The following is a 22,613-nucleotide window of genomic DNA, read 5'->3' as shown; positions in this document are numbered from 1 at the left end:
AGCCCTACAGCCGCCGATGACTCAGCGCCGGAAAGCCCGCGCGCAGTTCGCTCTGGCGCTGCGCATCGCGCGTGGCCAGCACCACGCCGGGACCTTCGGCGCGTGTCGCGATCACGCTGCCCCAGGGTTCGACGATGAGGCTGTGACCGTAAGTGCCGCGACCACCGGGATGCGTGCCGCACTGGCCCGGGGCGATGACATAGCAGAGGTTTTCCACGGCGCGCGCGCGCAGCAGCAAGTCCCAGTGCGCCTCGCCGGTCTTCACGGTGAACGCCGCCGGCACGCAGAGCAGTTCGGCACCGGCCGCCACCAGACGCCGGTACAGCTCGGGGAAGCGCAGGTCGTAGCACACCGACAGACCCAGACGCCCCACCGGCGTATCCACCACCACCGCCTGCGCCTGACCGGGCGCGATGGAATTGGATTCGCGATAACGCTCGCCGCCGCTGCCCGGCACTTCGATGTCGAAGAGATGAATCTTGTCGTAGCGCGCCACGCGCGCGCCATCACTGTCGTAGACGCAGCTGGCCGCGTACACGCGCTCGCCGCCGTCCTGGCGGATCGGCAAGGTGCCGGCGACGATCCACAAGTCCAGCTCGCGCGCCAGCTTGCTCAGGCGGTCCTGGATCGGGCCGCTGCCATCGGCCTCGCCGTGCGCGAGCTTGTCGCGATCACGCGCGCCCATGAACGCGAAGTTCTCCGGCAGCGTGGCCAGACAGGCGCCGGCGGCAGCCGCTTCGCGCAGCAGCGTCTCGGCCGCATCGAGATTGGCGGCGACATCGTCGCCGCTGTTCATCTGCAAAGCCGCGATGATCGAAGAGCTCATTTGCGCTTGCCCGAGTTGTTGCCGCCGTTGGTCTTGCCCGACTTGGCTTCGCCGCCCTGCCGCGCGTCGCGCCCGTCCACGCGTTCCACCTTGGGATTGTCCCAGCTGCCGCTGAGGTGATAGCTCAATTGCGTGACCTGGTCCAGTGGCTTGTCGAGCACTTCCTGCGCCAGCAGCACCAGCGCGCCCACCGCCGGACCGCCGAGCAGGGCCGCGCCCAGGGTCACACCCGAGGACACGCCGGGATACACCGTCACGTACTGATCATAGTCGCGCGCGGCCAGGCCGATGCGGCCATGCATCTGCATGCGCAGCGAAGGTCCCTTGATTTCCAGATCGCGGGTATTGGCCGCGCCATTGCCCAGATCGAACTGGCCGCTGATGGTGTCGAAGGCCAGGCCCTGATCGACCACGTCGCTGAAATTGAGCGTGAGCCGGCGTGGCAGCGCGTAGAAGTTGATCAGGCCCAGCACGCGGCTGGCGCCGGGCTTCACCGCGCGCAGCTGGCCGTCTTCGGCACCAAGCTCGATCTTGCCGGCCGCCGACTGCCAGTCGAGTCCGCCCGCCGCCGGCGTCCAGCGCAGCTGGCCATTGGCGTGGCTGCTCTTGGCCGAGAGGCTGGGCGCGTAGTCCAGCGCCTTGAGCAGGGCTTCGATATCGCGGCTCTGCAGTTCAAAGCGCAGCTCGCCCGTGGAGCGCCCCTCGCTGCGCCGCCACTGCCCGCCGGCCTGCAGCTCGGCGATGCCGCCGCTGACATTGAAACGATCCAGGCGCTGACCGCCGGCGATGCGCGCGCTGTTGAGCGTCAGCGCGCCCAGCTCGGTGTCGCCGGAGAAAATCCCCGCGCAGCTGATGTCCAGTTCCGGCCATTGCGTGGGATCCAGCGGTGGCTCGCTGCTCCTGGCCTTGTCGGCACTGGCAGCCTCGGCCTCGCCCGGCGGCGTCTGCGGACGCACGCGCAGGCGATCCAGCCGCGCGGTGAGCCGGCCGGGCGCCGGTCCCTGCCAGTCGATCGTGCCTTGCGCGCCTTCGCCGCTGAGCGTGATCTGCCAGCCGTTGTTCTGCGGCCGGTAACGCAGATGCGTGGCCTCGCTGAGCTGGTGCTGCCAGCGCAGATGATCGACATCCAGCTCCAGGCTTTCGATCTGCGGGGCGCCGCCGCCGGTGCCGCTCATGCCGGCGATGGCGGGAATCCAGGTGGCCAGGTCCGCGGTGTCGGCGTGCCCGTCGATGAAATACTGGCCGCGCTGCGGCGGCGAGGCGCTGTCAGCACCGAAACGCAGATGCAGACCGTCCAGGCTCTGCCCCTGCTCGCCGCTGCCCAGCAACAGCGCGCCGCTGAGCTTCTGCGCGTAATTGAAACCGATCAGTTCCGGCTTGCCGCCGATGCGCAGGTTCAGCGGCGCGGCCAGCTCGGCGCTCTTGCCCAGGGGCTCGGGCAGCTGGATGTCGGTGCCGCGCAGATCGCTGCTCAGATACAGCGCGGTGTTGCCATCCTGGATCGGCAGCTCGGCATGCCAGGCGCTCTCGCCCTTGAACATGGGCCGCAGGAAGGCGGGAATCAGCGCGCTGGCGCCGCGGCCATCGGCGTCGGGACTGAAACTGAAATCACCCTGCACCACGCCATGCGTGCCGGCGCGCGGCACGATGCGCACACTCAGCGGGATTTCCTCGAAGCGCGCACTGAGCCGGTCGGCGCTCACGCCCTGATCGTCGAAGCGCAGGCTGCCGCTGATGCCGGCCAGCGGCTGTTCCAGGCGCCCCACCATCAGCTGCACCTCGTCCAGACTCACCGTGCCCTGCACGCTGCTGCTCTTGATGTCGTGCACCGGCAGGGTCAGATCCAGATCCACCGCCGCCGAACCGGCGGCGCGGGTTTCGTCCACCAGACCGCTGAGCCGCTCGTGCAGGGGCGTGGCGCGCAGATAGTCGTAGTAGCGCGCGATCTCGCCTTCGGTGCGCGCCGAGACGCGCAGGATGCCGTCGTCGAAGTCGTCGAAACGGGCCAGCGCGCGACGCACCGGATTGCCGGCGATCTTCAGCGACTGCGCCTCGATCGACAGGCTGTTGCCGGAGAAGCTCAGGTGCGCGGCCACGTCCTCCAGCTTCGGCCAGTCCGGCGCGAAGGCCAGGGTCACGCCCAGCGCGTCCAGATCCAGCTGCCAGCTGCCGGTGGGACGCTGGTGATACGGAAAGTCCGCGAGCGGCCCCTGGATGCGCAGCTCGCCGTGCGAGACGCGGCCTTTCTTCAGACTCTGCTGCAGGTAGTCGCGCAGATGCTGCGGCCAGTGCAGCGGCATGAAGGGCTTGAAGGCTTCCACGTCCTGCGCGCTGAAGCGGGCCTGCAGATCCAGCACCGCATCGTGCGGATGCTCGGCCGGCAGCTCCAGGCTCAGGCGCCCGTCGCCGCTGCTGCCGGCCAGCACCCAGGCCAGCTGCGGCACCGCCAGATGCCAGCCTTCGGCGCTGCGCTGCCACTGCAGCAGGGCGCTGAGACTGTCGAAGGACACGTTCTGCGCCATCACCCCGGGCAGCTGCAGCGACAGCGGCAGACGCTGCAGACGCAGGCTGCCGCCGCTGTCGCTGGCGGAGAGCTCCCCGCTGAGGCCGCTGAAGCCGGGGCGGTTCTGCTCCGGCTCGGCGGCGAAGGCCAGCTGTTCGAGCTGCGTGGTCAGGGTGTAGCGCAGGGTCTGGTTCTGGTCCTCACGCAAGCGCAGCACCAGATTGCGCAGGTTGCCGGACAAACGCGTCAGCTGCCGCGCCGCGCCGTCGGCTGCGGTGGTGATGCCGAACCAGGGCGCGATCCGGCCCAGGCGCAGCTCGGCGGCGTCCACGTCCAGCTCGCCGCCTGCGTCGCTGCGCCGGTAGCGGATCGCACCGTGCGCCAGGCGCTCATCGTCCAGCCGCAGATCGCGCAGATCCAGATACCAGGCGCCGTCGGCCTCGCCGCGCAGCTGGCCGCGCAGGCGCGCGCGCCGCGCCTGCGCCACGCGGCCGGCCTGCGCCAGCACCAGCGGTCCGGAATCCAGAACCAGATCGGCGAGCTTGACGCGCTGCTGGGCAAAGCTGCCTTCGATGCCGAGATTGAGATTCTGCGCCGCCGCGACCGCGCCCTCCGGCAGCCAGGCACGCAGCCAGCCCTGCGGCTGCAGGCGCTTGAAGCGCAGCTCGAAATCGCCGTGCCACTGCGCCGGCTCGGCGAGCGGGCCTTCGACATCGGCGGAGAGTTCCAGCAGATCGCCGTAAGCCGCCGGCAGATGCAGCGCGCCGGACAGCGCGAAGCCCTGGCTGGTGAGATCCAGCTCCATCACGCCCAGGCGCAGCAGCTGCGGCTGCGGCCCCAGCTCCGGCGCGCTCAGGCTCAGCTCGCAGTTCTGGATGCGCAGATGGCGGAAGCGCTTGAGATCGCGCGCCAGGGCCTCGCGCCAGGCCGGGTCGTCCTCGCCACCGCCGAAACCGGCGATGCGCCAGCGGCCCTGCGCGTCGCGCTCGGCGCTCAGGCTGATGCCGGACAGCTCGACATGATCGGGAAAGACATTGCCGGTCAGCAGGCGCAGCGGGTTGAAGCCCATGCTCAGGTGCTCGGCGGACAGGCTCTCCTCGCCGCTGTTGCTGAACAGGGTGATGTCATCCAGATCCAGGCGCGGCTCCAGGCCGCGCCAGCTGAGATTGATGCCGCCGATCTGCACCGGACGGTCGGCAACCCTGGTGATCCAGGCCGAAAGATCGGCGCGATAACTGGGCAGCGCCAGCACCGCCACCTGGAAGAGACCGCTGATGGCCGTGGTCACGATCACCACGCCGGCCAAGAGCGAGATCGCCCAGGTCCACCAGCGGCGTTTGACGCGTTCCATCGAGAGCGGTTTCGGGCGGCTTGCTTATGGGGGGATGTATTGTCGCGTGCCGGCCGGCGCGCGGCCAGTTGTCAGACCCGCCCCGATCAGCTGCGGTTCACGCAAGCCGCTCACAGCGGCACGACATCGAAGGTCTCGCGCGTGTACGCCGCCTCGGCCTGCAGGCGGATGGGCCGGTTGAGTGTGGTTTCCAGCATCGCCAGGTCCGCCGATTGCTCATCCATCAGCTTTTGCACCACGGCCGGCGCCGCCAGCACCAGAAAGCCCTTGGCCTCGAACTGCCGCGCGGTGCGCTGCACCTCGCGGGTGATTTCGTGGCAGACAGTCTCGATGGTCTTGAGCGTGCCGCCGCCGGCGCAGGTGGGACAGGGCTCGCAAAGGATATGGCCCAGCGACTCGCGGGTGCGCTTGCGGGTCATCTCCACCAGGCCCAGCGGCGAGAAGGGATAAATCTGGGTGCGCGCCGGGTCATCGGCCAGCGCCCGCTCCAGGGCGCGCAGCACCTGCCCGCGATGGTCGGCCTCGGCCATGTCGATGAAGTCGAGAATGATGATGCCGCCCAGATTGCGCAGGCGCAGCTGCCGGGCGATGGCCTGCGCGGCTTCGAGATTGGTCTTGAGCACCGTCTCTTCGAGATTGCGATGCCCGGTGTAGGCGCCGGTGTTGACGTCGATGGTGGTCATCGCCTCGGTCTGGTCGATGACCAGATGCCCGCCCGACTTCAGCTCCACCTTGCGCTGCAGGGCGCGGTCGATATCGTCCTCCACGCCGTAGAGATCGAAGATCGGCGCGCTGCCCTCGTACAGCTCGATGCGCCCCGCCGCCTGCGGCACGAAGCTCTGCGCAAACTGCTTGACGTTGTGGTACTCCTCGGCGTTGTCGATGCGGATGCGTTCGACATCGGTGCCCATCAGATCGCGCAGGGTGCGCATCGCCAGCGGCAGATCGCCGTGCACCAGGGTGCCGGGCTTGGCGCCGCGCGCCTGCGTGCTCACCGCCTGCCAGAGCCGCAGCAGAAAGGCCAGGTCCGCCTCCAGCGCCGCCGGTTCCACGCCGTCGGCGGCGGTGCGCGCAATCACCCCGAACTGCGGCGCCAGACGCTGCTGCAGCTCTTCGAGAATGCCTTTCAGACGCGCGCGCTCGGCCTCGTCTTCCAGGCGCGCCGACACGCCGACATGCGGCTCGTGCGGCAGCAGCACCAGATAGCGCGAGGGAATCGACAGCAGCGTGGTCAGGCGCGCGCCCTTGCTGCCGATGGGGTCCTTGATCACCTGCACCAGCACCTGCTGGCTTTCGTGCAGCAGCTGCGTGACCGCCGGCAGGCTCTCGCCATTGACCGGCGGCGGCAACATGTCGGCCACGTGCAGGAAGGCGGTGCGCTCCAGGCCCACTTCCACGAACGCGGCCTGCATGCCGGGCAGCACGCGCTGCACGCTGCCCTTGTAGATATTGCCGGTGAGGCCGTGGCGCGAGGCGCGCTGCACGTGCACTTCCTGCGCGGCGCCGGCCTGCACCAGTGCCACGCGGGTTTCCTGCGGACCGATATTGACCAGGATTTCGCTGCTCATGTCGGCGTGGCGAGAAGGTGGATGTCGAATTGTTCCAGAAGCGCGGCAGTTTCGTGCAGGGGCAAACCCACCACGCCGCTGTAGCTGCCCGTGATCTCGCGCACGAACAGCGCGCCCAGCCCCTGAATTGCGTAGGCACCGGCCTTGCCGAGAGGCTCGCCGCTGTCCCAGTAGGCCTGCGCCTGCGCGCTGCCGATCCGCGCGAAACGCACGCGCGTGACACTCAGCGCCAGCGCTTCCTGCGCGCCACGCTTCAGCGCCACCGCCGAATACACCTCATGTTCGCGATCCGAAAGCGCCGCCAGCATCGCCAGCGCGTCCTGCCGGTCCCGCGGCTTGCCGAGAATGCGGCCGTCCAGCACCACATCGGTATCCGCGCCCAGCACCGGCAGGCTCGCATCGCCGCGCGCCTGCGCCTGCTGCCAGCCGGCGCGGGCCTTTTCCAGCGCGATGCGCCGCGCGTAGGCGGCGGCCGCCTCGCCGGGCTGCACCCGTTCCGGCACATCGGCCGGGTGCACCACGAAGCGCAGGCCCAGTTGGCGCAGCAGCTCGGCGCGACGCGGCGAGGCAGAGGCCAGAATCAGCTGCGGCGCGGCGCTCATGCGCGAGCCGCAGACCGCAGCCACCAGGCCAGCACCAGCTGCAGCGGCAGCACGGCGGCGATCCAGGGCAGGTTCTGCTGCGCGCCCGGCAGCGCCAGCCACAGCAGCGCGGCCAGACCCGCGAGCGCCAGCAGCAGGCTCAGGCGAGCGGCCCAGCGCGCCGGCTGCCAGTCCGGGCGGCGGCGGCGCCAGAGCGTGGGCAGCAGCAGCAGATAAAGCGGATTGAACAGCAGCAGATTGTGATTGGCCCACATCACCCAGTGATCGGTGAGCGTCCACACCGCCAGCATCACCAGACCGATCAACCCGAGCTTGAGGCTGGCCAGCGTGCTCAGCAGCGCGTCCGCATAACGCGCCGCAGTGTGCCGGCGCAGACGCGCCAGGCCCAGCAACAGCAGCGCAAAGCCGAGGCCCAGCGCCGTCAGTGGCGCGCGCAGCGGCAAGGGCCTGGCCGGCGTCGCCCAGCGGCTGGCCTCCAGCAAGGCGAATTCGCGTGCGATCAGCGGCCGCGCGCGGCCCTCGGCATCGCGCAGCTGCACGCCGCGCAGCGCTTCCATCAGCGACATGGGCACGAAGCCCTGCTGCCAGCGGCTGATGGCGCCGTCGCCGGCAGCGCCCATGATCAGGTCCATGCCGAGGGCCAGCGGCAGCACCGGCGCAATCAGGCGCGTGGCTTCGAAGCGATAGCTGCTGTCCGCGGCCTGCGCCTGCAGCGCCACGCGCAGCTGCCCGTCGCTGGCCATGTCGATGGCGTCGCGCACCCGCGTCGAGCAGTTGGCGAGGAAATAGTCGTAGTGGTACTCGGCGTTTTCCGGCAGCGCGTTCCAGCGCAGATAGTCGGCCAGACGCCGCGCCTGCGCGGGTGTCAGGTTCAGCTGCTGCACGCGCAGCCAGCGGTCCTCGGCGGCGTATTGCGGCAGAGCCTCGCTGAAACGCTGCACCGCCAGACGGTACTGCATGCGGCCGCGCGCGAAGTTGAGAAAGAAATTCTTCTGCGCGAAATCAAACACACCGTAGTTGTAGAGCAGCGCCTCGCCGCTTTCGTCACGCACCAGCAGCGCGTTATGGCCGAAGCGCTCCCAGTACACGGGACCGGGCCCGAAAGTGACCAGCGCGATGCGCGGCGCCTCGCCGCCGTCCTGCGCCAGCACCGCCGCCGGCAGCAGGCCCAGCAACAGCAGCACGCGCAGCAGCAGGCGCGCGACGGCCGACAGCGGGGCGCGCACGCGCATCGGCTTCAGGCCGGGGCGACGGTGACGAGAAACTGGTGCACGCGGCGCTTGTCGGCGCGCTGCACATTGAAGGACAGGCGTTCCAGCTGCACGCTTTCGCCGCGCTTGGGCATGTGCCCGAACAGATGCAGCACATAGCCGCCGATGGTGTCGAAATCACCGGTGGGCAGCTTGGTGCCGAAATGCGCGTTGAACTCCTCGACGCTGGTCAGGGCGCTGACCAGATAGCGGCGCTCGTCCTGGCGCAGGATGCGCGCGCCTTCGGCTTCGTCGTACTCGTCGTCGATCTCGCCGACGATCTGCTCCAGCACGTCCTCGATGGTGATCAGGCCGGCGACGCCGCCGTATTCATCCACCACCAGGGCCATGTGATTGCGGCTGCGGCGGAACTCCTTGAGCAGCACGTTGAGGCGCTTGGACTCCGGCACGAAGCCGGCGGGACGCAGCAGGCGCTGCAGGTCGAAGTCCGGCGCGCCGCCGCCGGGCACGGCTGCCGCATAACGCAGCAGATCCTTGGCCAGCAGGATGCCCAGCACCTCGTCCTTGGACTCGCCCACCACCGGAAAGCGCGAGTGACCGGATTCGATCACCACGTCCAGCACTTCGGCCAGGGTCCAGTCGCGCTCGATGGTCACCATCTGCGCGCGCGGCACCATGACATCGCGCACGTGCAGCTCGGCGGTCTGCAGGATGCCCTCGAACATCGACATGGCATCGGCATCCAGCAGCTGCGCCTCGCGCGCATCGCGCAGCAGGCCCAGCAGATCCTCGCGGGTGCGCGGGCCTCCGGCCAGACGCTGGGTGACGCGGCGCCACCAATGGCTGCGGCCGCCGTCCTGCTGCTCCTTGAGACTACTGTCGTCGTTCATGAATAAGGGTTGTCGAAACCCAGGGTTTTGAGAATTCGGATTTCCCGCGCCTCCATGCGCTGGGCCTCGGCGTCCTGCTCGTGATCATAACCCTGCAGGTGCAGGCAGCCATGCACGACCATGTGCGCCCAGTGCGCGCGCGCCGGCTTGGCCTGTTCCCGGGCCTCGCGCGCCACCACGTCCGCGCAGATCACCAGATCGCCCAGCACGCCGGGCCCGCCCTGGAAGGACAGCACATTGGTGGGCTTGTCCTTGCCACGGTAATGATGGTTCAGGGCGCGGCTTTCGGCATCGACGACGATGCGGATGGTCAGCTCGCCGTAGCGTCTGGGCAGGGCGGCGAGCGCGAAGCCACGCAGGCTCGCGGCACTGGGAATGCCGGCGGCCGGCACGCCGACGCGCTGCACGACGATGGCATCCGTCGCCGGGGCCGTCGCGCGGCTCAAGCCTGCGGCTCCTGACTCTCGTGCTGCTCGTAGGCCTGCACGATGGCCTGCACCAGCGGATGACGCACCACGTCTTCCTTGCGAAAGGCGGTGAAGCTGATGCCGGCCACGCCGGCCAGCACCTTCTGCGCGTGACGCAGGCCGGAGAGCTGGTGCTTGGGCAGGTCGATCTGGGTGAGATCGCCGGTGACCACCGCCACGCTGCCGAAGCCGATGCGGGTCAGGAACATCTTCATCTGCTCGACGCTGGTGTTCTGCGCCTCGTCGAGAATCACGAAGGATTCATTGAGCGTGCGGCCGCGCATGAAGGCCAGCGGCGCGACTTCGATGACGTTCTTCTCCACCAGTCTCGCCACTTTTTCAAAGCCCAGCATCTCATAGAGCGCGTCGTAGAGCGGGCGCAGATACGGGTTGATCTTCTCGGCCATGTCGCCGGGCAGGAAGCCGAGCTTCTCGCCCGCTTCCACTGCCGGGCGCACCAGCACGATGCGGCGCACGCGGTCGCGCTCCAGCGCATGCACGGCGGAGGCCACGGCCAGATAGGTCTTGCCGGTGCCGGCCGGGCCGATGCCGAAATTCAGGTCATAGGTGACGATGTTCTTCAGATACAGCTTCTGCTGCACGCCGCGGCCGCGGATCACGCCGCGCTTGCCGCGGATCACCACCTCGCCCTGGGTGCTGCGCGGTTCTTCCTCGTCCTGCGGCTCTTCATCGCCCAGCTGCGCCACCAGGGCCAGATGCACGTCCTCGGTGGTGACGGTGTCATTGCCGGTGAGATTGAACAGCTCCTGCAGCACCGCCTCGCCGCGCGCGATGTCGCGCTTGGCGCCGAGCAGCTGGAAGCGGTTGCCGCGATTGCGGATCTCGATGCCCAGGCGCAGCTCGATCTGGCGCAGGTGCGCATCGAAAGGGCCGCAGAGATTGACCAGGCGCTGCGCCTCGTCGGGTTCCAGCGTCAGTTCCTGACGCGCCTGCTGTACCGCGCGGGGCGTGGGGCTCATGCGCAGACCCGGTCCGTGAGCAGGCGGCCGCGCAGGGAGTTGGCGGCGGCGGCGGTGATTTCCACGTCCACCAGCTGTCCGATCAGGGACTCGGGGGCGTCGAAGTTCACCCAGCGATGATTGGACAGACGCGCCGCCAGCTGACCGCCGCCGCGCGTCGCGGCCTTCTCCACCAGCACGCGCTGACGGCTGCCGACCAGGCCGGCGCGGAAGGCGTCGTCGTACTCGCGGATGCGTGCCTGCAGCATCTGCAGGCGGCGGTTCTTGGTGTCGGCGTCCACGCCATCGCGCAGATTCGCCGCCGGCGTGCCGGGGCGCGGGCTGTAGACGAAGGAAAACGCGCAGTCGAAGCGCGCCTCGTCGATCAGGTTCATGGTCAGGACGAAGTCCTCGTCGCTCTCGGTGGGAAAGCCGACGATGAAGTCCGAGGACAGCGACAGGTCCGGCCGCGCGGCGCGCACGCGGGCGATCTTGTCGAGGAACTGCGCGCGGGTATAGCCGCGCTTCATCATGCCCAGGATGCGGTCGCTGCCCGACTGCACCGGCAGATGCAGGAAGGAGGCGAGCTTGGGTTCGTCGGCATAAGCCTGGATCAGCGCATCGGAGAATTCCGCCGGATGCGAGGTGGTGAAGCGGATGCGTTCCAGGCCCGGCAGCTGCGCCAGATAGCGGATCAGCAGCGCCAGATCGCAGAGTTCGCGACTCTCGCCCATCTTGCCGCGATACGCATTGACGTTCTGGCCCAGCAGGGTGATGTCGCGCACGCCCTGCGCCACCAGCAGCGCGCATTCGGTGAGCACATCATCCAGCGGCCGCGACACTTCTGCGCCGCGCGTGTAAGGCACCACGCAGAAGGTGCAGTACTTGGAGCAGCCTTCCATGATCGAGACGTAGGCCGAAGGCCCGCTGGCCTTGGGCTCGGGCAGGCGGTCGAACTTCTCGATCTCGGGGAAGCTGATGTCGATGCTCGGGGCCTGGGTCTGGCGGGTGCGGTCCAGCAGCTCAGGCAGGCGGTGCAGGGTCTGCGGGCCGAACACGATATCGACGATGGGCGCGCGCGCGGTGAGCGCCTCGCCTTCCTGCGAGGCCACGCAGCCGCCGACGCCGATCACCCGCCCCGGCGCGGCCGCTTTCCACTCGCGCCAGCGGCCGAGTTCGGAGAACACTTTCTCCTGGGCCTTCTCGCGGATCGAGCAGGTGTTGAGCAGCAGCAGGTCGGCCTCTTCGGGCTGCTGGGTGCGCTCATAGCCGTGCGAGGCCGCCAGGACTTCGGCCATCTTGGCCGAGTCGTAATCGTTCATCTGGCAGCCGTAGGAAATCAGGTACAGCTTGCGCGGCGTTTTGGGTTCTGCGGCTTCGGACATGGCGGCGGCGGTCGGGCCGTCAGGAGACACGGGTCGCATAGTATAAGCGACGGGTCAGCTCAGCCTTTTCACCCAGTCCGCCACCCCCTGCTCGCAGTCGGCCCAGGCCTGTTCGAAGGCCGCACGCGGGCGCTGGAAGGGATCTTCGACGTCGGCATCGTTCTGCCACTTGAGCAGCTTGTGCACGCGGCCGCGCAGCTGCGGATGGCGCTGGTGCAGCCAGCGGCTGTGGCTCTCGTCCAGGGTCAGAATCAGATCGGAAGCCCCCAGCAGGTCCGCTGAAGCCTGCCGCGCGCGATGCGCGGAAATGTCCAGGCCGTGATCCGATGCCACCGCCAGGGCCTGCGCATCGGCCGGCCAGCCGACCAGCGCGCCGGTGCCGGCAGAACCCACCACGATGCCACTCGCCTTCAGCTCGCGGCGCAGCAAGGCCTCGGCCATCGGACTGCGACAGATGTTGCCGGTACAGACGACGAGGATGGACTTGAACATGAGTGGCGGCGAAGTGGGGGAAACCCGGGCTTGCGAGCTTAGCGCCTGACTAGGGTCTGTTGACATTCACTTTGCCCGCTGCGACGGAGGTCGTTTTGCCGCAGGGCAAGGCGGCAGACGCGCCGCTTGGTGATTCCAAGCCAGCGGCTGCCAACGCCGCCCTGCGTCAAAACGGCCCCGTCCCGTAAGGGTTGCGCCGCAAATCGCGCCAGGCAAGGCGCGAAACGCAGGCCTTGGTGGTTCCAAGGCCAAGTTTCGCAACGCCGCATGGCGCGATTTGCGGCAGCAACGCAGCGGACAAAGTGAATGTCAACAGACCCTAATGACGCATCCGTGCACGATACGGGCAAACCCCGAGAAACCGCTACGGATTGGCGCGCAGGGCTTAAGGGTTTTTAAGAATTCCGTACCTAGCATGGCCCTGTCACCGGTCATGCTGCAATCCCGCTCCGCCCGTCGCGACCGAACCGCGCAAGGGCGGCGAATTGTCACCATGCCCGTCAACGTCGTCGCCGTTCCCCCAAGCTGCCACCGACCACAATGACATCAAGAAATCGCGCTTCCGCGCTTGCCTGTTTGTTGCTCGTCAGTCTCTGTTTCCAGCCTCAGACGGCGCTCGCCGCCGACGCCAGCAACGGCAAGACCCTGTACACCAGTTCCAGCATTGCCGGCACCGCCTGTTCCAATTCCAGCTGTCACGGCAGCCTGCCGGGCACCAAGAACAAGATCCAGCGCGGCGCCAACAGCGCCTCGACCATCCTCAGTGCCATCAACAGCAACACCGGCGGCATGGGGATCTTCCGCAACAAGCTCAGCAGCACGCAGCTTGATGACATCGCGGCCTATATCGCCAACCCCAATCTCAGCGCCACCGCCGCGGTCTCGCCCACCAGCCTGAGCTTTGCCTCCACCTCGGTGGGCAGCAGCAGCGCCTCGCAGACCGTCACGCTGACGAACAGCGGCACGGTGAGCCTGAGCGTCTCTTCCATCAGCATCTCCGGCAGCGATTTCGCCATCGTCAGCGGCGGCAGCTGCAGCGCCGGCAGCAGCGTGGCCATCGGCGCTTCCTGCACGGTGCTGACGAAGTTCCAGCCCACGGCCAGCGGCTCGCGCAGCGGCACGCTGAGTCTGGTCACCGGGGCCGGCACCAAGTCCGTGGCCCTGAGCGGCACCGGCGCCGCAGTCAGCGCGCCCACCGCGCAGATTTCCCCCGGCAGCCTGAGTTTTGCCAGCACCGTCGGACAGGCCTCGGCCGCGCAGACCGTCACGCTCAGCAACACCGGCACGGCCGCGCTCAGCCTCAGCAGCGTGGCCATCGGTGGCACGGCGGCCAGCGACTACAGCATCGCCACCGGCACCAGCTGCAGCAGCAGCGGCAGTGTCGCGGCCGGCGCTTCCTGCGTGGTGCTGCTCAAGTTCACGCCCGGCGCCACCGGCACGCGCAGCGCCAGCCTCAGCATCACCCACAACGACAGCAGCCACAGCCCGTCCACGGTCACGCTCACTGGCACCGGCACGGCCTCGGCCGCCGGCCAGCTGTCGGTGGATGCCAGCAGCCTGAGCTTCTCTGCCCAGGCGCAGAACACCAGCAGCAGCGCCAAGACGGTGACGGTGAGCAACAGCGGTTCGGCGGCGGCGCAGTTCAGCAGCCTGAGCCTCTCCGGCACGAACGCCGGTGATTTCGCCTTCACCAGTCCGGGCGGCGCCTGCACCGCCAGCACCTCGCTGGCCGTGGGCGCCAGCTGCACCATCAACGTCACGTTCACGCCCAGCGTCAGCAGCGGCACGCGCACCGCCAGCGTGCAGATCGTCTCCAACGCCATCAACACGCCGGTGACCATCAGCCTGAGCGGCACGGCAGGCTCGGCCTCGGCGCCGATTCCGGCCTTCAGCCCCAGCACCCTGGACTTCGGCAGCGTGGGCGTGGGCAGCGCCGCCGCCGCACGCACCATCACCCTGAGCAACAGCGGCACGGCCAGCCTGAGCATCAGCAGTCTGAACGTGAGTCCCAGCGACTACTCGCTGAGCCACAACTGCGGCGCGTCCCTGGCGGCCGGCAGCAGCTGCGCGCTGCAGATCGGCTTCACGCCCAGCGCCAGCGGCAGCATCGCCGGCACCCTGAGCCTGAGTTCCAACGCCAGCGGCTCGCCGCTCACCGCCGCGCTGTCCGGCAGCGGCGTGGCCGGCGGCGCGACCTTGAGCTGGTCGCCGGACACGCTGAGCTTCTCCAGCACCGTGGTCGGCGTGCGCACCGCGACGCAGAGCGCCACGCTGAGCAATACCGGCAGCAGCGCGGCCAGCCTCACGGCCATCGGCCTGGCCGGCAGCAATGCCGGCGACTTCATCATCGACAGCAACGGCTGTACGGCCGGCAGCAGCCTCGCGCCCGGCGCCTCCTGCACGGTGGCGATGCGCTTCGCACCCAGCGCCGCCGGCAGCCGCAGCGCGCAGCTCAGCCTCAGCCTGAGCAGCGGCACCGCGGCCCCGCTGAATCTCAACGGCACCGGCGTGGCCAGCGGCTCGCCCCTGCTCACGGCCTCACCGACCAGCATGACGCTGAGCAGCCTGCCCAATCAGCCGCTGCAGCCGCAGGCGCTGGTGATCGCCAACGAGGGCGCGGCGCTGCTGACCGTGAGCAGCTATCTCATCCCGCCGTCGCTGACCCTGGAAACCGGTGGCAGCGGCGGCGGCGATTGCGCAGCGGCGCCTTACACCCTGCAGCCCGGCGCCAGCTGCACGGTGATGGTCACGCCCGCCACCGGCGGCAGCATCGATGCCCAGCTGCAGATCCGCAGCAATTCCTCCGGCGGCACCGTCACGGTGATGGTGAGCGGCACGCCCAATACCAATGTCGGCGGAGGTGGCGCGCTCCTGCTGGGCCGCTATGACACCCCGCTGCACGCCACGCTCAGCCTGCTGCTGCTGTCCGCACTGCTGCTGGCGCGGCGCCTGATCCCCCTGGCCTCCAAGAAGAGAACGCATTCATGAACACGCATCGCCTTGGCCGCGCGCTGCTCGCCGGCCTCACCGGGCTGCTGCTGGCCGGCAGCGCGCAAGCCGCGGAAGTCGGCAAGCCGGCGCCGGACTTCACGCTGGCGCAGAAAGACGGCAACAGCCTGAGCCTCACCCAGCTGCGCGGCCGCGTGGTGTATCTGGATTTCTGGGCCTCCTGGTGCGCGCCCTGCCGGCAGAGCTTCCCCTTCATGAACGAGATGCACGCCAAGTACGGCAAGAAAGGCCTGCGCGTGGTGGCGATCAATGTCGATGAGCAGCGCAGCGATGCCGAGCAGTTCCTGAAGCAGACGCCGGCGCAGTTCACCGTGCTGTTCGACCCCGCCGGCAAGGCGCCGGAACAGTACAAGCCGGACGGCATGCCCACCTCCTATCTGATCGACGAGCACGGCAAGGTCCTGATGGTGCATCCCAGCTTCAAGGAAGCCGACCGCGCCGAGCTGGAACGCCGCATCGGTGAAGCGCTTGCCCAAGGAAATCCCGCCCCATGAAACCGCTCAGCCTGATTGGCGCCCTGCTGGCGCTCAGCCTGTTGCAGGCCTGCAGCCTGCAGCCCCCCAAGCCCTGGCAGAAGGGCATGCTCGCGCGCCCGGAAATGACCATGGGCGGCGATGCCCTGGAACAGCGCTTCGACGAACACATCAGCGCCAGCAAGCAGGCCGCTTCCGGTGGCTACGGCGTGGGAGGAGGCGGCTGTGGCTGCAACTGATCGCAAGGAGGGACTCGGCGGCATCCTGCTCGCGGCACTGGCCCTGCCCGGCCTCACACCGTACACCGCCGCCGCCGAGAACGCGCCGGAGCACGCGGTGCTGGCCTTCAAGGAGCTGTACTACCACGACTACCAGTCCGGCCTGCAGCGCATCACGGTCAACGCCCCCTCGCTGTCGCTGAGCCTGCCGATGGGCACGGCCTGGGGCGTGGAGTCCTCCGTGGTGACCGACTCGGTGTCCGGCGCCTCGCCGCGCTACTACACCACCAAGTCCGGTGCCTCGCACATGGACGATCTGCGCACGGCAGGCGACGTGAAACTCACCCACTACCGCGCGCGCAGCGCCTACAGCGTGGGACTGAGCTATTCCACCGAGCACGATTACACCTCGCGCGCGGTCTCGCTCGACGGACGCTGGGCCAGCGACGACAACAACACCACCTTCAATGCCGGCGTCGGCTATGCCGATGACAGCATCGACACCGAGAACGGCGCCGCCGACAACGAAAGCCGCCGCACCTGGCAGGGCATCGTTGGCGTCACGCGCGTGCTCACCGCCACCGACATCGTGCAGCTGCAGGCGGGCTACAGCAGCGGCAGCGGCTATTACAGCGATCCTTACAAGCTGTTCGACAACCGCCCCGATTCGCGCCAGCAGGAGACCGCCCTGCTGCGCTGGAACCATCACTTCAAAGGCCTGCGCGCCAGCCTGCGCAGCAGCTATCGCTACTATCACGACAGCTTCGGCATCCGCGCCCACAGCCTGGGCGAGGAGTGGGTGCAGCCGGTCGGCAACAGCCTGGCCTGGACCAGCGCGCTGCGTTACGACACCCAGAGTGCGGCCGACTTCTACGTCGATCCACCGGCCAGCGGCAGCTTCCCGACGCTGCCGGACGGCGCCTACTCCACCCTGGATCAGCGCATGGCGGCGTTCGGCAGTCTCACCTTCGGCCAGAAGCTGGCCTGGCAGGCGAGCCCGCACTGGAACTTCGACATCAAGGGTGAATACAGCGTGCAGCGCGCCGGCCTGCGCTTCATCGGCAATGGCTCGCCCGGGCTCGACACCTTCTACTGGTACGCCGTGCAGCTGGGCATCGCCTACCGCTTCTGAGCGGATGCGTCCCTCGATGCCGCACGCATCGGGGGACGCCCGGGCCGCGCCTTGAGCGCGCGCAATTCACGGATAAGTTCTTAACAAGCGCCGCTATCGCGTTGTATCGTCCGCGCATGCCAGACACCCGCGACAGTCTCGAAGCCGAATTCGGCGTGATGGCCTGTCGTGCCCAGATCCGCATCTGGGGGCTGGACGATGCCGCGGCGCAGGATGCGATTGCCGCCGGCATCGCCGAGGCGCGGCGCATCGAATACAAGTATTCGCGCTACCGGAGCGACAGCATCGTCTCGCGCATCAATGCCGCCGCCGGCAGCGGCGCGCGCATCGAGGTGGACGAGGAAACCGCGGGCCTGCTCGACTTCGCCGCGCAGCTGCACGTGCAGAGCGAAGGCCGCTTCGACATCAGCAGCGGCGTGCTGCGCCGCGTGTGGAACTTCCGCGAGCCACGCCTGCCTGCGGCCGGGGAGATCGCCGCGCTGCTGCCGCTGGTGGGCTGGCAGCAGGTGCAGTGGCTGCGCCCGCACATCGCCCTGCCGCGCGCCGGCATGGAGCTGGACTTCGGCGGCTTCGGCAAGGAATACGCGGCGGATCGTGTCGCCACCGTCCTGCAGGACGCCGGTGCGCGCGGCGGCTATGTGAACCTGGGCGGTGACATCCGCGTGCTGGGCCCGGACGCCGAAGGCCAGCCCTGGCGCTTCGGCATCCAGCACCCGCGCCGCGCCGAGGAGGTGATTGCCGTGCTCGCGCTGGCGCAGGGCGCGCTCGCCACCAGCGGCGACTACGAGCGTTACTTCGAGATCGACGGTCGTCGCTACTGCCATCTGCTCGATCCACGCAGCGGCTGGCCGGTGCAGGACTACCAGTCGATCAGCGTGCTGGCGCCGCTGTGCCTGGTGGCTGGCGCGCTGAGCAGCATCGCCATGCTCAGCGGCGCCCAGGCGCCGGCTTTTCTGCAGAGCCAGCACGCGGCCTTCCTTGCCGTGGATCAAGCCGGCAGGCTCCAGCATCAGGGCGTCTGAGAACCTATCCGTGCGTTGCGAACGTCTGCGGCAAAACGACCTCCATCGCAGGCGCGCGCAATTCACGGATAGGTTCTAAAGTGTGCCTGCCGCGCGCCAGCGCACAAACCGCCTACGCGGACGTCGGCAGGATCAGCAAGCTTCAGACACCACAACCGGGAGAGCGTCGTGGCCGAACTACATCCGTTTCACCCCATCATCTACGTGCGCGGCTTTGCCGCCACGCAGAGCGAGATCGAAGACACCGTCGCCGATCCCTACATGGGCTTCAACATCGGCTCCACCAAGTCGCGCACGGTGTGGACCGGCGAGGTGAAGAAGTATTTCTTCGAGTCGCCCCTGGTGCGCCTGATGAGCGATCACGACTACCAGGATGTGTTCGTCGATGGCGATGATCTCTCCGAGGCGCGGCGCTTCGACGCCGGCGTGCCATACCGGTGCATCGTCATCTACCGTTACTACGATCAGGCCTCGCAGGACTTCGGCGACGGTCAGGGCACGCCGGCCATCGAACAGTTTGCGCGTGGCCTGAACGATCTGATTCTGCGGCTCAAGCAGAAGGTCTGCGACAACCCCGCCAATGGCGTGAGCAGCGATCAGTTCCGCTGCTATCTGGTCGCGCATTCCATGGGCGGCCTGGTCTGCCGCTCCTTCCTGCAGAACCCCGATCCGGCCTTCGACGCCGCGCAGGCCAGCGTCGACAAGCTCTTCACCTACGCCACGCCGCACAACGGCATCGACATGCGCATCGTGCGCAATGTGCCGGGCTGGCTGAGCTTTGGCGACGTCAACAACTTCAACCGCGAGCGCATGGCCAAGTATCTGTACCTGCCCAAGGGCGATGATGTGGCCGTGCTGCGTGACTTCCCGCCGGAGCGCGTCTTCAATCTGGTGGGCACCAATCCGCGCGACTACAAGGTGGCCGGCGGCCTGTCGTCCTGGGCGGTGGGTGAATCCAGCGACGGTCTGGTGCGCATCGAAAACGCCACCACGCACGGACCGGACAAGAGCGGCACCGACCTGCAGTCGCCGCGCGCCTTCGTGCATCGCAGCCATTCCGGCTATTACGGCATCGTCAATTCCGAAGAGGGTTATCAGAACCTCACGCGCTTTTTGTTCGGCAAGCTGCGCGTGGACGGCATCCTCGATGTGGACGACATCAGCCTGCCGGTGGAAGTGCAGAAGGAACTCAAGAGCGGCAAGGATGTGAAGGCTTCCTACCAGTTCGAGATTGCGGTAAGCGTGCGCGGTTGCCAGTGGCAGCTCACGCGCCGCGACGTGCGCGAGAACTCCGCCATCTTCCGCAGCTACGACGAGCTGTTCCCCGAGACGCAGGGCGAGAAGCGCGCGCCGGATCGCAAGGCCAGCCCGCATCTGTTCTCGGTGTTTCTCGATCCCGACAAGAGCGTGAAAAATTCCGGCGCGGTCAGCTTTGCGCTGGATCTCAAGGTGCTGGTGCCTGACTACACCATCGACGGCCTGCTGTTCCTGGACCGCCACTACGAGGGCGGCTTCATCTATCGCGAGCTGATCATCGTCGAAGCCATTCCCGACAAGACCGCGCTGGGCGGCTGGCGCATCAAGTACGGCTATCAGGACCTGAATCCCGGCAAGCCCGGCTCCAGCGCCAACACCTACGCCCTGGCCGACAACAGCGGCATCGGCTTCGACATTCCCATCCAGCAGAACACCAATCCGGGCCTGACCGGCAAGCTGCGCATCGAGGCGCGGCCCTGGAGCTGAAACGCGCTTGCGGCCAAGGTCGCTCCTGCAGTCGCCTGTTGCAGGAGCGGCCTCGGCCGCGACATCTGCCTTACCCCGCCGCTCAAGGCGCAATCACCACCTTGCCGCTGACCTTGCGCGCCATCATGTCCTGCAGCGCCTGCGGCGCTTCGTGCAAGGCATAACGCTTCGACAGATAAGGCTTGAGCGAGCCATCGGCCAGCCAGGCGAACAGCTGCGCAAAGTTCTCGGCATTGAGCTTGGGCTCGCGCTGCGTGAACGCGCCCCAGAACACACCGACCGCCGAAGCCCCCTTGAGCAGCAGACGGTTGGCGGCCAGATTCGGAATCGGCCCGGACGCAAAACCGATCACCAGATAGCGGCCGTTCCAGGCGATGCAGGACAGGCATTCCTCGCCCAGCGCACCGCCGACCGGATCGTAGATCACGTCCGCGCCCTGGCCTTGCGTGAGCTGCTTCACCGCATCCTTCAGTGATTCCTTGGAGTAGTCGATCAGCGCATCGGCGCCCTGCGCCTGGCACAGCGCGAGCTTCTCGGCGCTGGACGCGGCGGCAATCACCCTCGCGCCCATGCGCTTGCCCAGCTGCACCGCCGACAGACCCACACCGCCCGAGGCACCGAGCACCAGCAGGGTCTCGCCGGCCTTGAGCTGGCCGCGCTGCTTGAGCGCGTGATACGTGGTGCCGTACACCAGCGGAAACGCCCCCAGCGCCACCAGATCGATGCCCGCAGGCACCGGCAGACAGTTGCTATCCGCGGCACAGACCTGCTCGGCAAAGCCGCCGACATTGACCAGCGCCGCGACGCTGTCGCCCACCTTCAAGCGCTTCACCTCACTGCCCACTTCCAGCACGCGCCCCGCAACTTCGGCACCGGGAATGAAGGGCGGCTCGGCGCGCAGCTGATACTTGCCCTGGATGATCAGCACATCCGGAAAATTCACGCCGGCGCCGGCCACGGCAATCCTCACCTCACGCGCACCCGGCTTGGGATCGGGCACCTCTTCCAGCCGCAGCAATTCCGGACCGCCCAGCTGCTTGCAGATCACCGCTTTCATTCCAGTTTTCTCCTCGGGCTCGTTTGTCATCCGTGGCGTTACATCCTGAGTCGATTATGACGGAAGGACTGGTCCGGGTCCTTCAGGGCAGCGGCGCCTACGGCCGGCGGTGCTGGCGACGCACCGACGCGATTCATCTGAGAGACGTCGCACAGATAAGCCGGTCTGCATTCGGCATCTTCTGCAGCACAAGATCAGGACGCCGCAAAGCGGCAGCACCGCAGTTTCGACCTGAAATCAAAAACGGCTGCATGGGGGTTCGCATGAACAAACTATCTCTGGCGCTCAGCGCAATGCTGTTGCTGTGCACGGTCGCGCGCGCCGGCGCGGCGACTGATCCACAACGCGAAGAAATGCAGCGCACCCTCAACGCGCAGACCATGGCCTCGCCGTTCAATGCCGGCGACATCAAGAAAGCACAGGAATACGCCGAGGACGCGCTCAAGAAAAACATTCCGCCGCCCGCCCAGCCGCCTGCCTATTGGCAGCCCGGCTGGAGCTGCGCCAGTCTCGCCGGCTACGCGTACTACAGCTACTACGACTACCGCGACTGCGTCTATTACCACCGTTATTACGGGCACTACTGGTAGACCGCCTGCTTCACGCCTGCGCAGCCGCCAATCCGGCACGCGCAGCCTTGTCCTTCAAGCCTGTTCCCCTAGGGAGATTCGTCATGAGCCGACATAAAACCTTTCTCCGCCTCCTGTCGCTGGGCGTCGCCCTGAGCCTGCTCGGCGGCTGCGCCGCCACGCAGGTGGCGCTGTCGAAAAAAGACCTCGACGTGCAAACCAAGACCAGCACCTCGGTATTCGTCGATCCGGTGCCTCGCAACCAGCGCACCATCTTTCTGGACGTGCGCAGCGGCGTGATGGAATTCGACCGGCGCAACTTCTCGCAGTTCGTCAAGCAGCAGTTCGCCAGCAACGAGAATGGCTACCAGATCGTGGACGATCCGGATCAGGCACACTTCCAGATGCTGGTCTATGTGCTGAATCTGGAAAAGGCCAGCCCCACGGCCGCACAGGCAGCCTTGCAGCAGGGCTATGTGGGTGGTGGCGAAACCATGGCCGGCGCTGCGGCCGGTGCGGTGATCGGCTCACGCAGCGGCAATACCTGGACCGGCGGTGTCGTCGGCGGCCTCGCTGCCACGGGCGTTTCGCTGGTGGCCAATTCCCTGGTCAAGGACGTCACCTACATGCTGGTGGCCGACATCTCCATCCGCGAACGCGTCGCCCAGGGCGTGTACGTGCGCAAGGACACCCAGATCGACGCCCGCGTCTCCGACGCCGGCTCCAGCCAGCAGCGCGTTTCAGAAGTGAGTAACCGCAAGGACTACCGCACCCGCATCGTCACCACCGCCAACAAAGCCAACCTGGAACTGCCGGAAGCGACGTCCCCCCGATTTTGAGTAGCACTGGCATTTGGAGTCCAATCCCATGAACAAGGAGATTGGACGTGAAGAAGCGATTTACCGAAGAGCAGATCATCGGGTTTCTGAAGCAGGCGGAAGCTGGCATGGCAATCAAGGAGCTGTGCCGCAGGCACGGCTTTTCCGAGGCGAGCTTCTATCTGTGGCGGAGCAAGTTCGGCGGCATGGACGTGTCGGACGCCAAGCGGCTGAAGGCATTAGAGCTGGAAAACGGCCGGCTGAAACGACTGCTGGCTGAGGCGATGCTGGAGAACGAGGCGACCAAGGAAGCCTTGC

General features: G+C 67.6%; 20 protein-coding genes. 9 read left to right on the top strand and 11 right to left on the bottom strand.

Features of this window, described 5'->3' with window-relative positions; genetic code table 11:
* Positions 1-4 precede the first annotated feature (4 nt).
* From BMY12_RS18960 to BMY12_RS18915, 10 genes are all read right to left on the bottom strand, one after another.
* The gene (locus tag BMY12_RS18960) at positions 5-826 is read right to left on the bottom strand and encodes a carbon-nitrogen hydrolase family protein (RefSeq protein ID WP_093289494.1); all 822 of its coding nucleotides are present in this window, start codon (positions 824-826) and stop codon (positions 5-7) included.
* A complete protein-coding gene (locus tag BMY12_RS18955; RefSeq protein WP_093289493.1) occupies positions 823-4,680 on the bottom strand; it encodes a YhdP family protein in 3,858 nt (1,285 codons plus the stop codon). The genes BMY12_RS18960 and BMY12_RS18955 overlap by 4 nt, the downstream gene beginning before the upstream one ends.
* 110 nt (positions 4,681-4,790) lie before the next feature.
* Positions 4,791-6,248, bottom strand: coding sequence for a ribonuclease G (rng, locus tag BMY12_RS18950; protein ID WP_093289491.1), 1,458 nt, complete (start codon positions 6,246-6,248; stop codon positions 4,791-4,793).
* Entirely contained in the window at positions 6,245-6,850 is a 606-nt protein-coding gene (locus BMY12_RS18945; protein ID WP_093289540.1) for a Maf family protein, read from the bottom strand. The genes rng and BMY12_RS18945 overlap by 4 nt, the downstream gene beginning before the upstream one ends.
* Positions 6,847-8,076, bottom strand: a complete 1,230-nt coding sequence (locus BMY12_RS18940; RefSeq protein ID WP_177189083.1) for a lipoprotein N-acyltransferase Lnb domain-containing protein — start codon at positions 8,074-8,076, stop codon at positions 6,847-6,849. Before BMY12_RS18940 ends, BMY12_RS18945 begins: the two co-directional genes overlap by 4 nt.
* An 11-nt stretch (positions 8,077-8,087) precedes the next feature.
* Positions 8,088-8,951, bottom strand: coding sequence for a CorC family transporter (locus BMY12_RS18935; RefSeq protein WP_093289488.1), 864 nt, complete (start codon positions 8,949-8,951; stop codon positions 8,088-8,090).
* Positions 8,948-9,364 (bottom strand): rRNA maturation RNase YbeY, encoded by a 417-nt coding sequence (gene ybeY / locus BMY12_RS18930; RefSeq protein ID WP_093289538.1) that lies wholly within the window; start codon positions 9,362-9,364, stop codon positions 8,948-8,950. The genes BMY12_RS18935 and ybeY overlap by 4 nt, the downstream gene beginning before the upstream one ends.
* Positions 9,365-9,393: 29 nt before the next feature.
* On the bottom strand, positions 9,394-10,398 hold the full coding sequence (locus tag BMY12_RS18925; RefSeq protein ID WP_093289487.1) for a PhoH family protein: 1,005 nt from the start codon (positions 10,396-10,398) through the stop codon (positions 9,394-9,396).
* The gene (gene miaB, locus BMY12_RS18920; RefSeq protein WP_245732629.1) at positions 10,395-11,762 is read right to left on the bottom strand and encodes a tRNA (N6-isopentenyl adenosine(37)-C2)-methylthiotransferase MiaB; all 1,368 of its coding nucleotides are present in this window, start codon (positions 11,760-11,762) and stop codon (positions 10,395-10,397) included. The genes BMY12_RS18925 and miaB overlap by 4 nt, the downstream gene beginning before the upstream one ends.
* A 54-nt stretch (positions 11,763-11,816) precedes the next feature.
* Entirely contained in the window at positions 11,817-12,254 is a 438-nt protein-coding gene (locus BMY12_RS18915) for a low molecular weight protein-tyrosine-phosphatase (protein WP_093289484.1), read from the bottom strand.
* A 576-nt stretch (positions 12,255-12,830) separates the two neighbouring features.
* Between BMY12_RS18915 and BMY12_RS18910 the strand changes: the two genes are divergently transcribed.
* From BMY12_RS18910 to BMY12_RS18885, 6 genes are all read left to right on the top strand, one after another.
* Complete coding sequence (locus tag BMY12_RS18910; protein WP_177189082.1) at positions 12,831-15,242, top strand: choice-of-anchor D domain-containing protein; 2,412 nt, start codon at positions 12,831-12,833, stop codon at positions 15,240-15,242.
* Positions 15,239-15,757, top strand: coding sequence for a TlpA family protein disulfide reductase (locus BMY12_RS18905; RefSeq protein WP_093289481.1), 519 nt, complete (start codon positions 15,239-15,241; stop codon positions 15,755-15,757). Before BMY12_RS18910 ends, BMY12_RS18905 begins: the two co-directional genes overlap by 4 nt.
* A complete protein-coding gene (locus BMY12_RS18900; RefSeq protein ID WP_093289480.1) occupies positions 15,754-15,975 on the top strand; it encodes a DUF4266 domain-containing protein in 222 nt (73 codons plus the stop codon). Before BMY12_RS18905 ends, BMY12_RS18900 begins: the two co-directional genes overlap by 4 nt.
* The gene (locus BMY12_RS18895; RefSeq protein ID WP_218140266.1) at positions 15,962-17,086 is read left to right on the top strand and encodes a DUF3570 domain-containing protein; all 1,125 of its coding nucleotides are present in this window, start codon (positions 15,962-15,964) and stop codon (positions 17,084-17,086) included. The genes BMY12_RS18900 and BMY12_RS18895 overlap by 14 nt, the downstream gene beginning before the upstream one ends.
* A gap of 116 nt (positions 17,087-17,202) precedes the next feature.
* Complete coding sequence (locus BMY12_RS18890; RefSeq protein ID WP_218140265.1) at positions 17,203-18,108, top strand: FAD:protein FMN transferase; 906 nt, start codon at positions 17,203-17,205, stop codon at positions 18,106-18,108.
* A 168-nt stretch (positions 18,109-18,276) separates the two neighbouring features.
* Positions 18,277-19,851: a PGAP1-like alpha/beta domain-containing protein gene (locus tag BMY12_RS18885; protein ID WP_093289478.1), complete on the top strand. Its 1,575-nt coding sequence runs from the start codon at positions 18,277-18,279 to the stop codon at positions 19,849-19,851.
* A gap of 82 nt (positions 19,852-19,933) precedes the next feature.
* On the opposite strand, the gene BMY12_RS18880 is transcribed toward BMY12_RS18885, so the two are convergent.
* Positions 19,934-20,908, bottom strand: coding sequence for an NADPH:quinone oxidoreductase family protein (locus tag BMY12_RS18880; protein WP_093289477.1), 975 nt, complete (start codon positions 20,906-20,908; stop codon positions 19,934-19,936).
* Between the two features lie 263 nt (positions 20,909-21,171).
* Between BMY12_RS18880 and BMY12_RS18875 the strand changes: the two genes are divergently transcribed.
* The 3 genes from BMY12_RS18875 to BMY12_RS18865 all read left to right on the top strand — a co-directional run.
* Positions 21,172-21,498, top strand: a complete 327-nt coding sequence (locus BMY12_RS18875; RefSeq protein WP_143069014.1) for a hypothetical protein — start codon at positions 21,172-21,174, stop codon at positions 21,496-21,498.
* An 83-nt stretch (positions 21,499-21,581) separates the two neighbouring features.
* Positions 21,582-22,316, top strand: coding sequence for a complement resistance protein TraT (locus BMY12_RS18870; RefSeq protein ID WP_093289474.1), 735 nt, complete (start codon positions 21,582-21,584; stop codon positions 22,314-22,316).
* A 107-nt stretch (positions 22,317-22,423) separates the two neighbouring features.
* Positions 22,424-22,613 (top strand): transposase (locus BMY12_RS18865; protein ID WP_245732634.1); only part of this gene is annotated, 190 nt, incomplete at its 3' end.

Origin of the sequence: Solimonas aquatica, assembly GCF_900111015.1 — a bacterium.
In the GTDB taxonomy this organism is placed as follows: domain Bacteria; phylum Pseudomonadota; class Gammaproteobacteria; order Nevskiales; family Nevskiaceae; genus Solimonas; species Solimonas aquatica.
The sequence above is the reverse complement of the archived record's forward strand: the minus strand, read 5'-3'. Positions and strand labels throughout refer to the sequence as shown.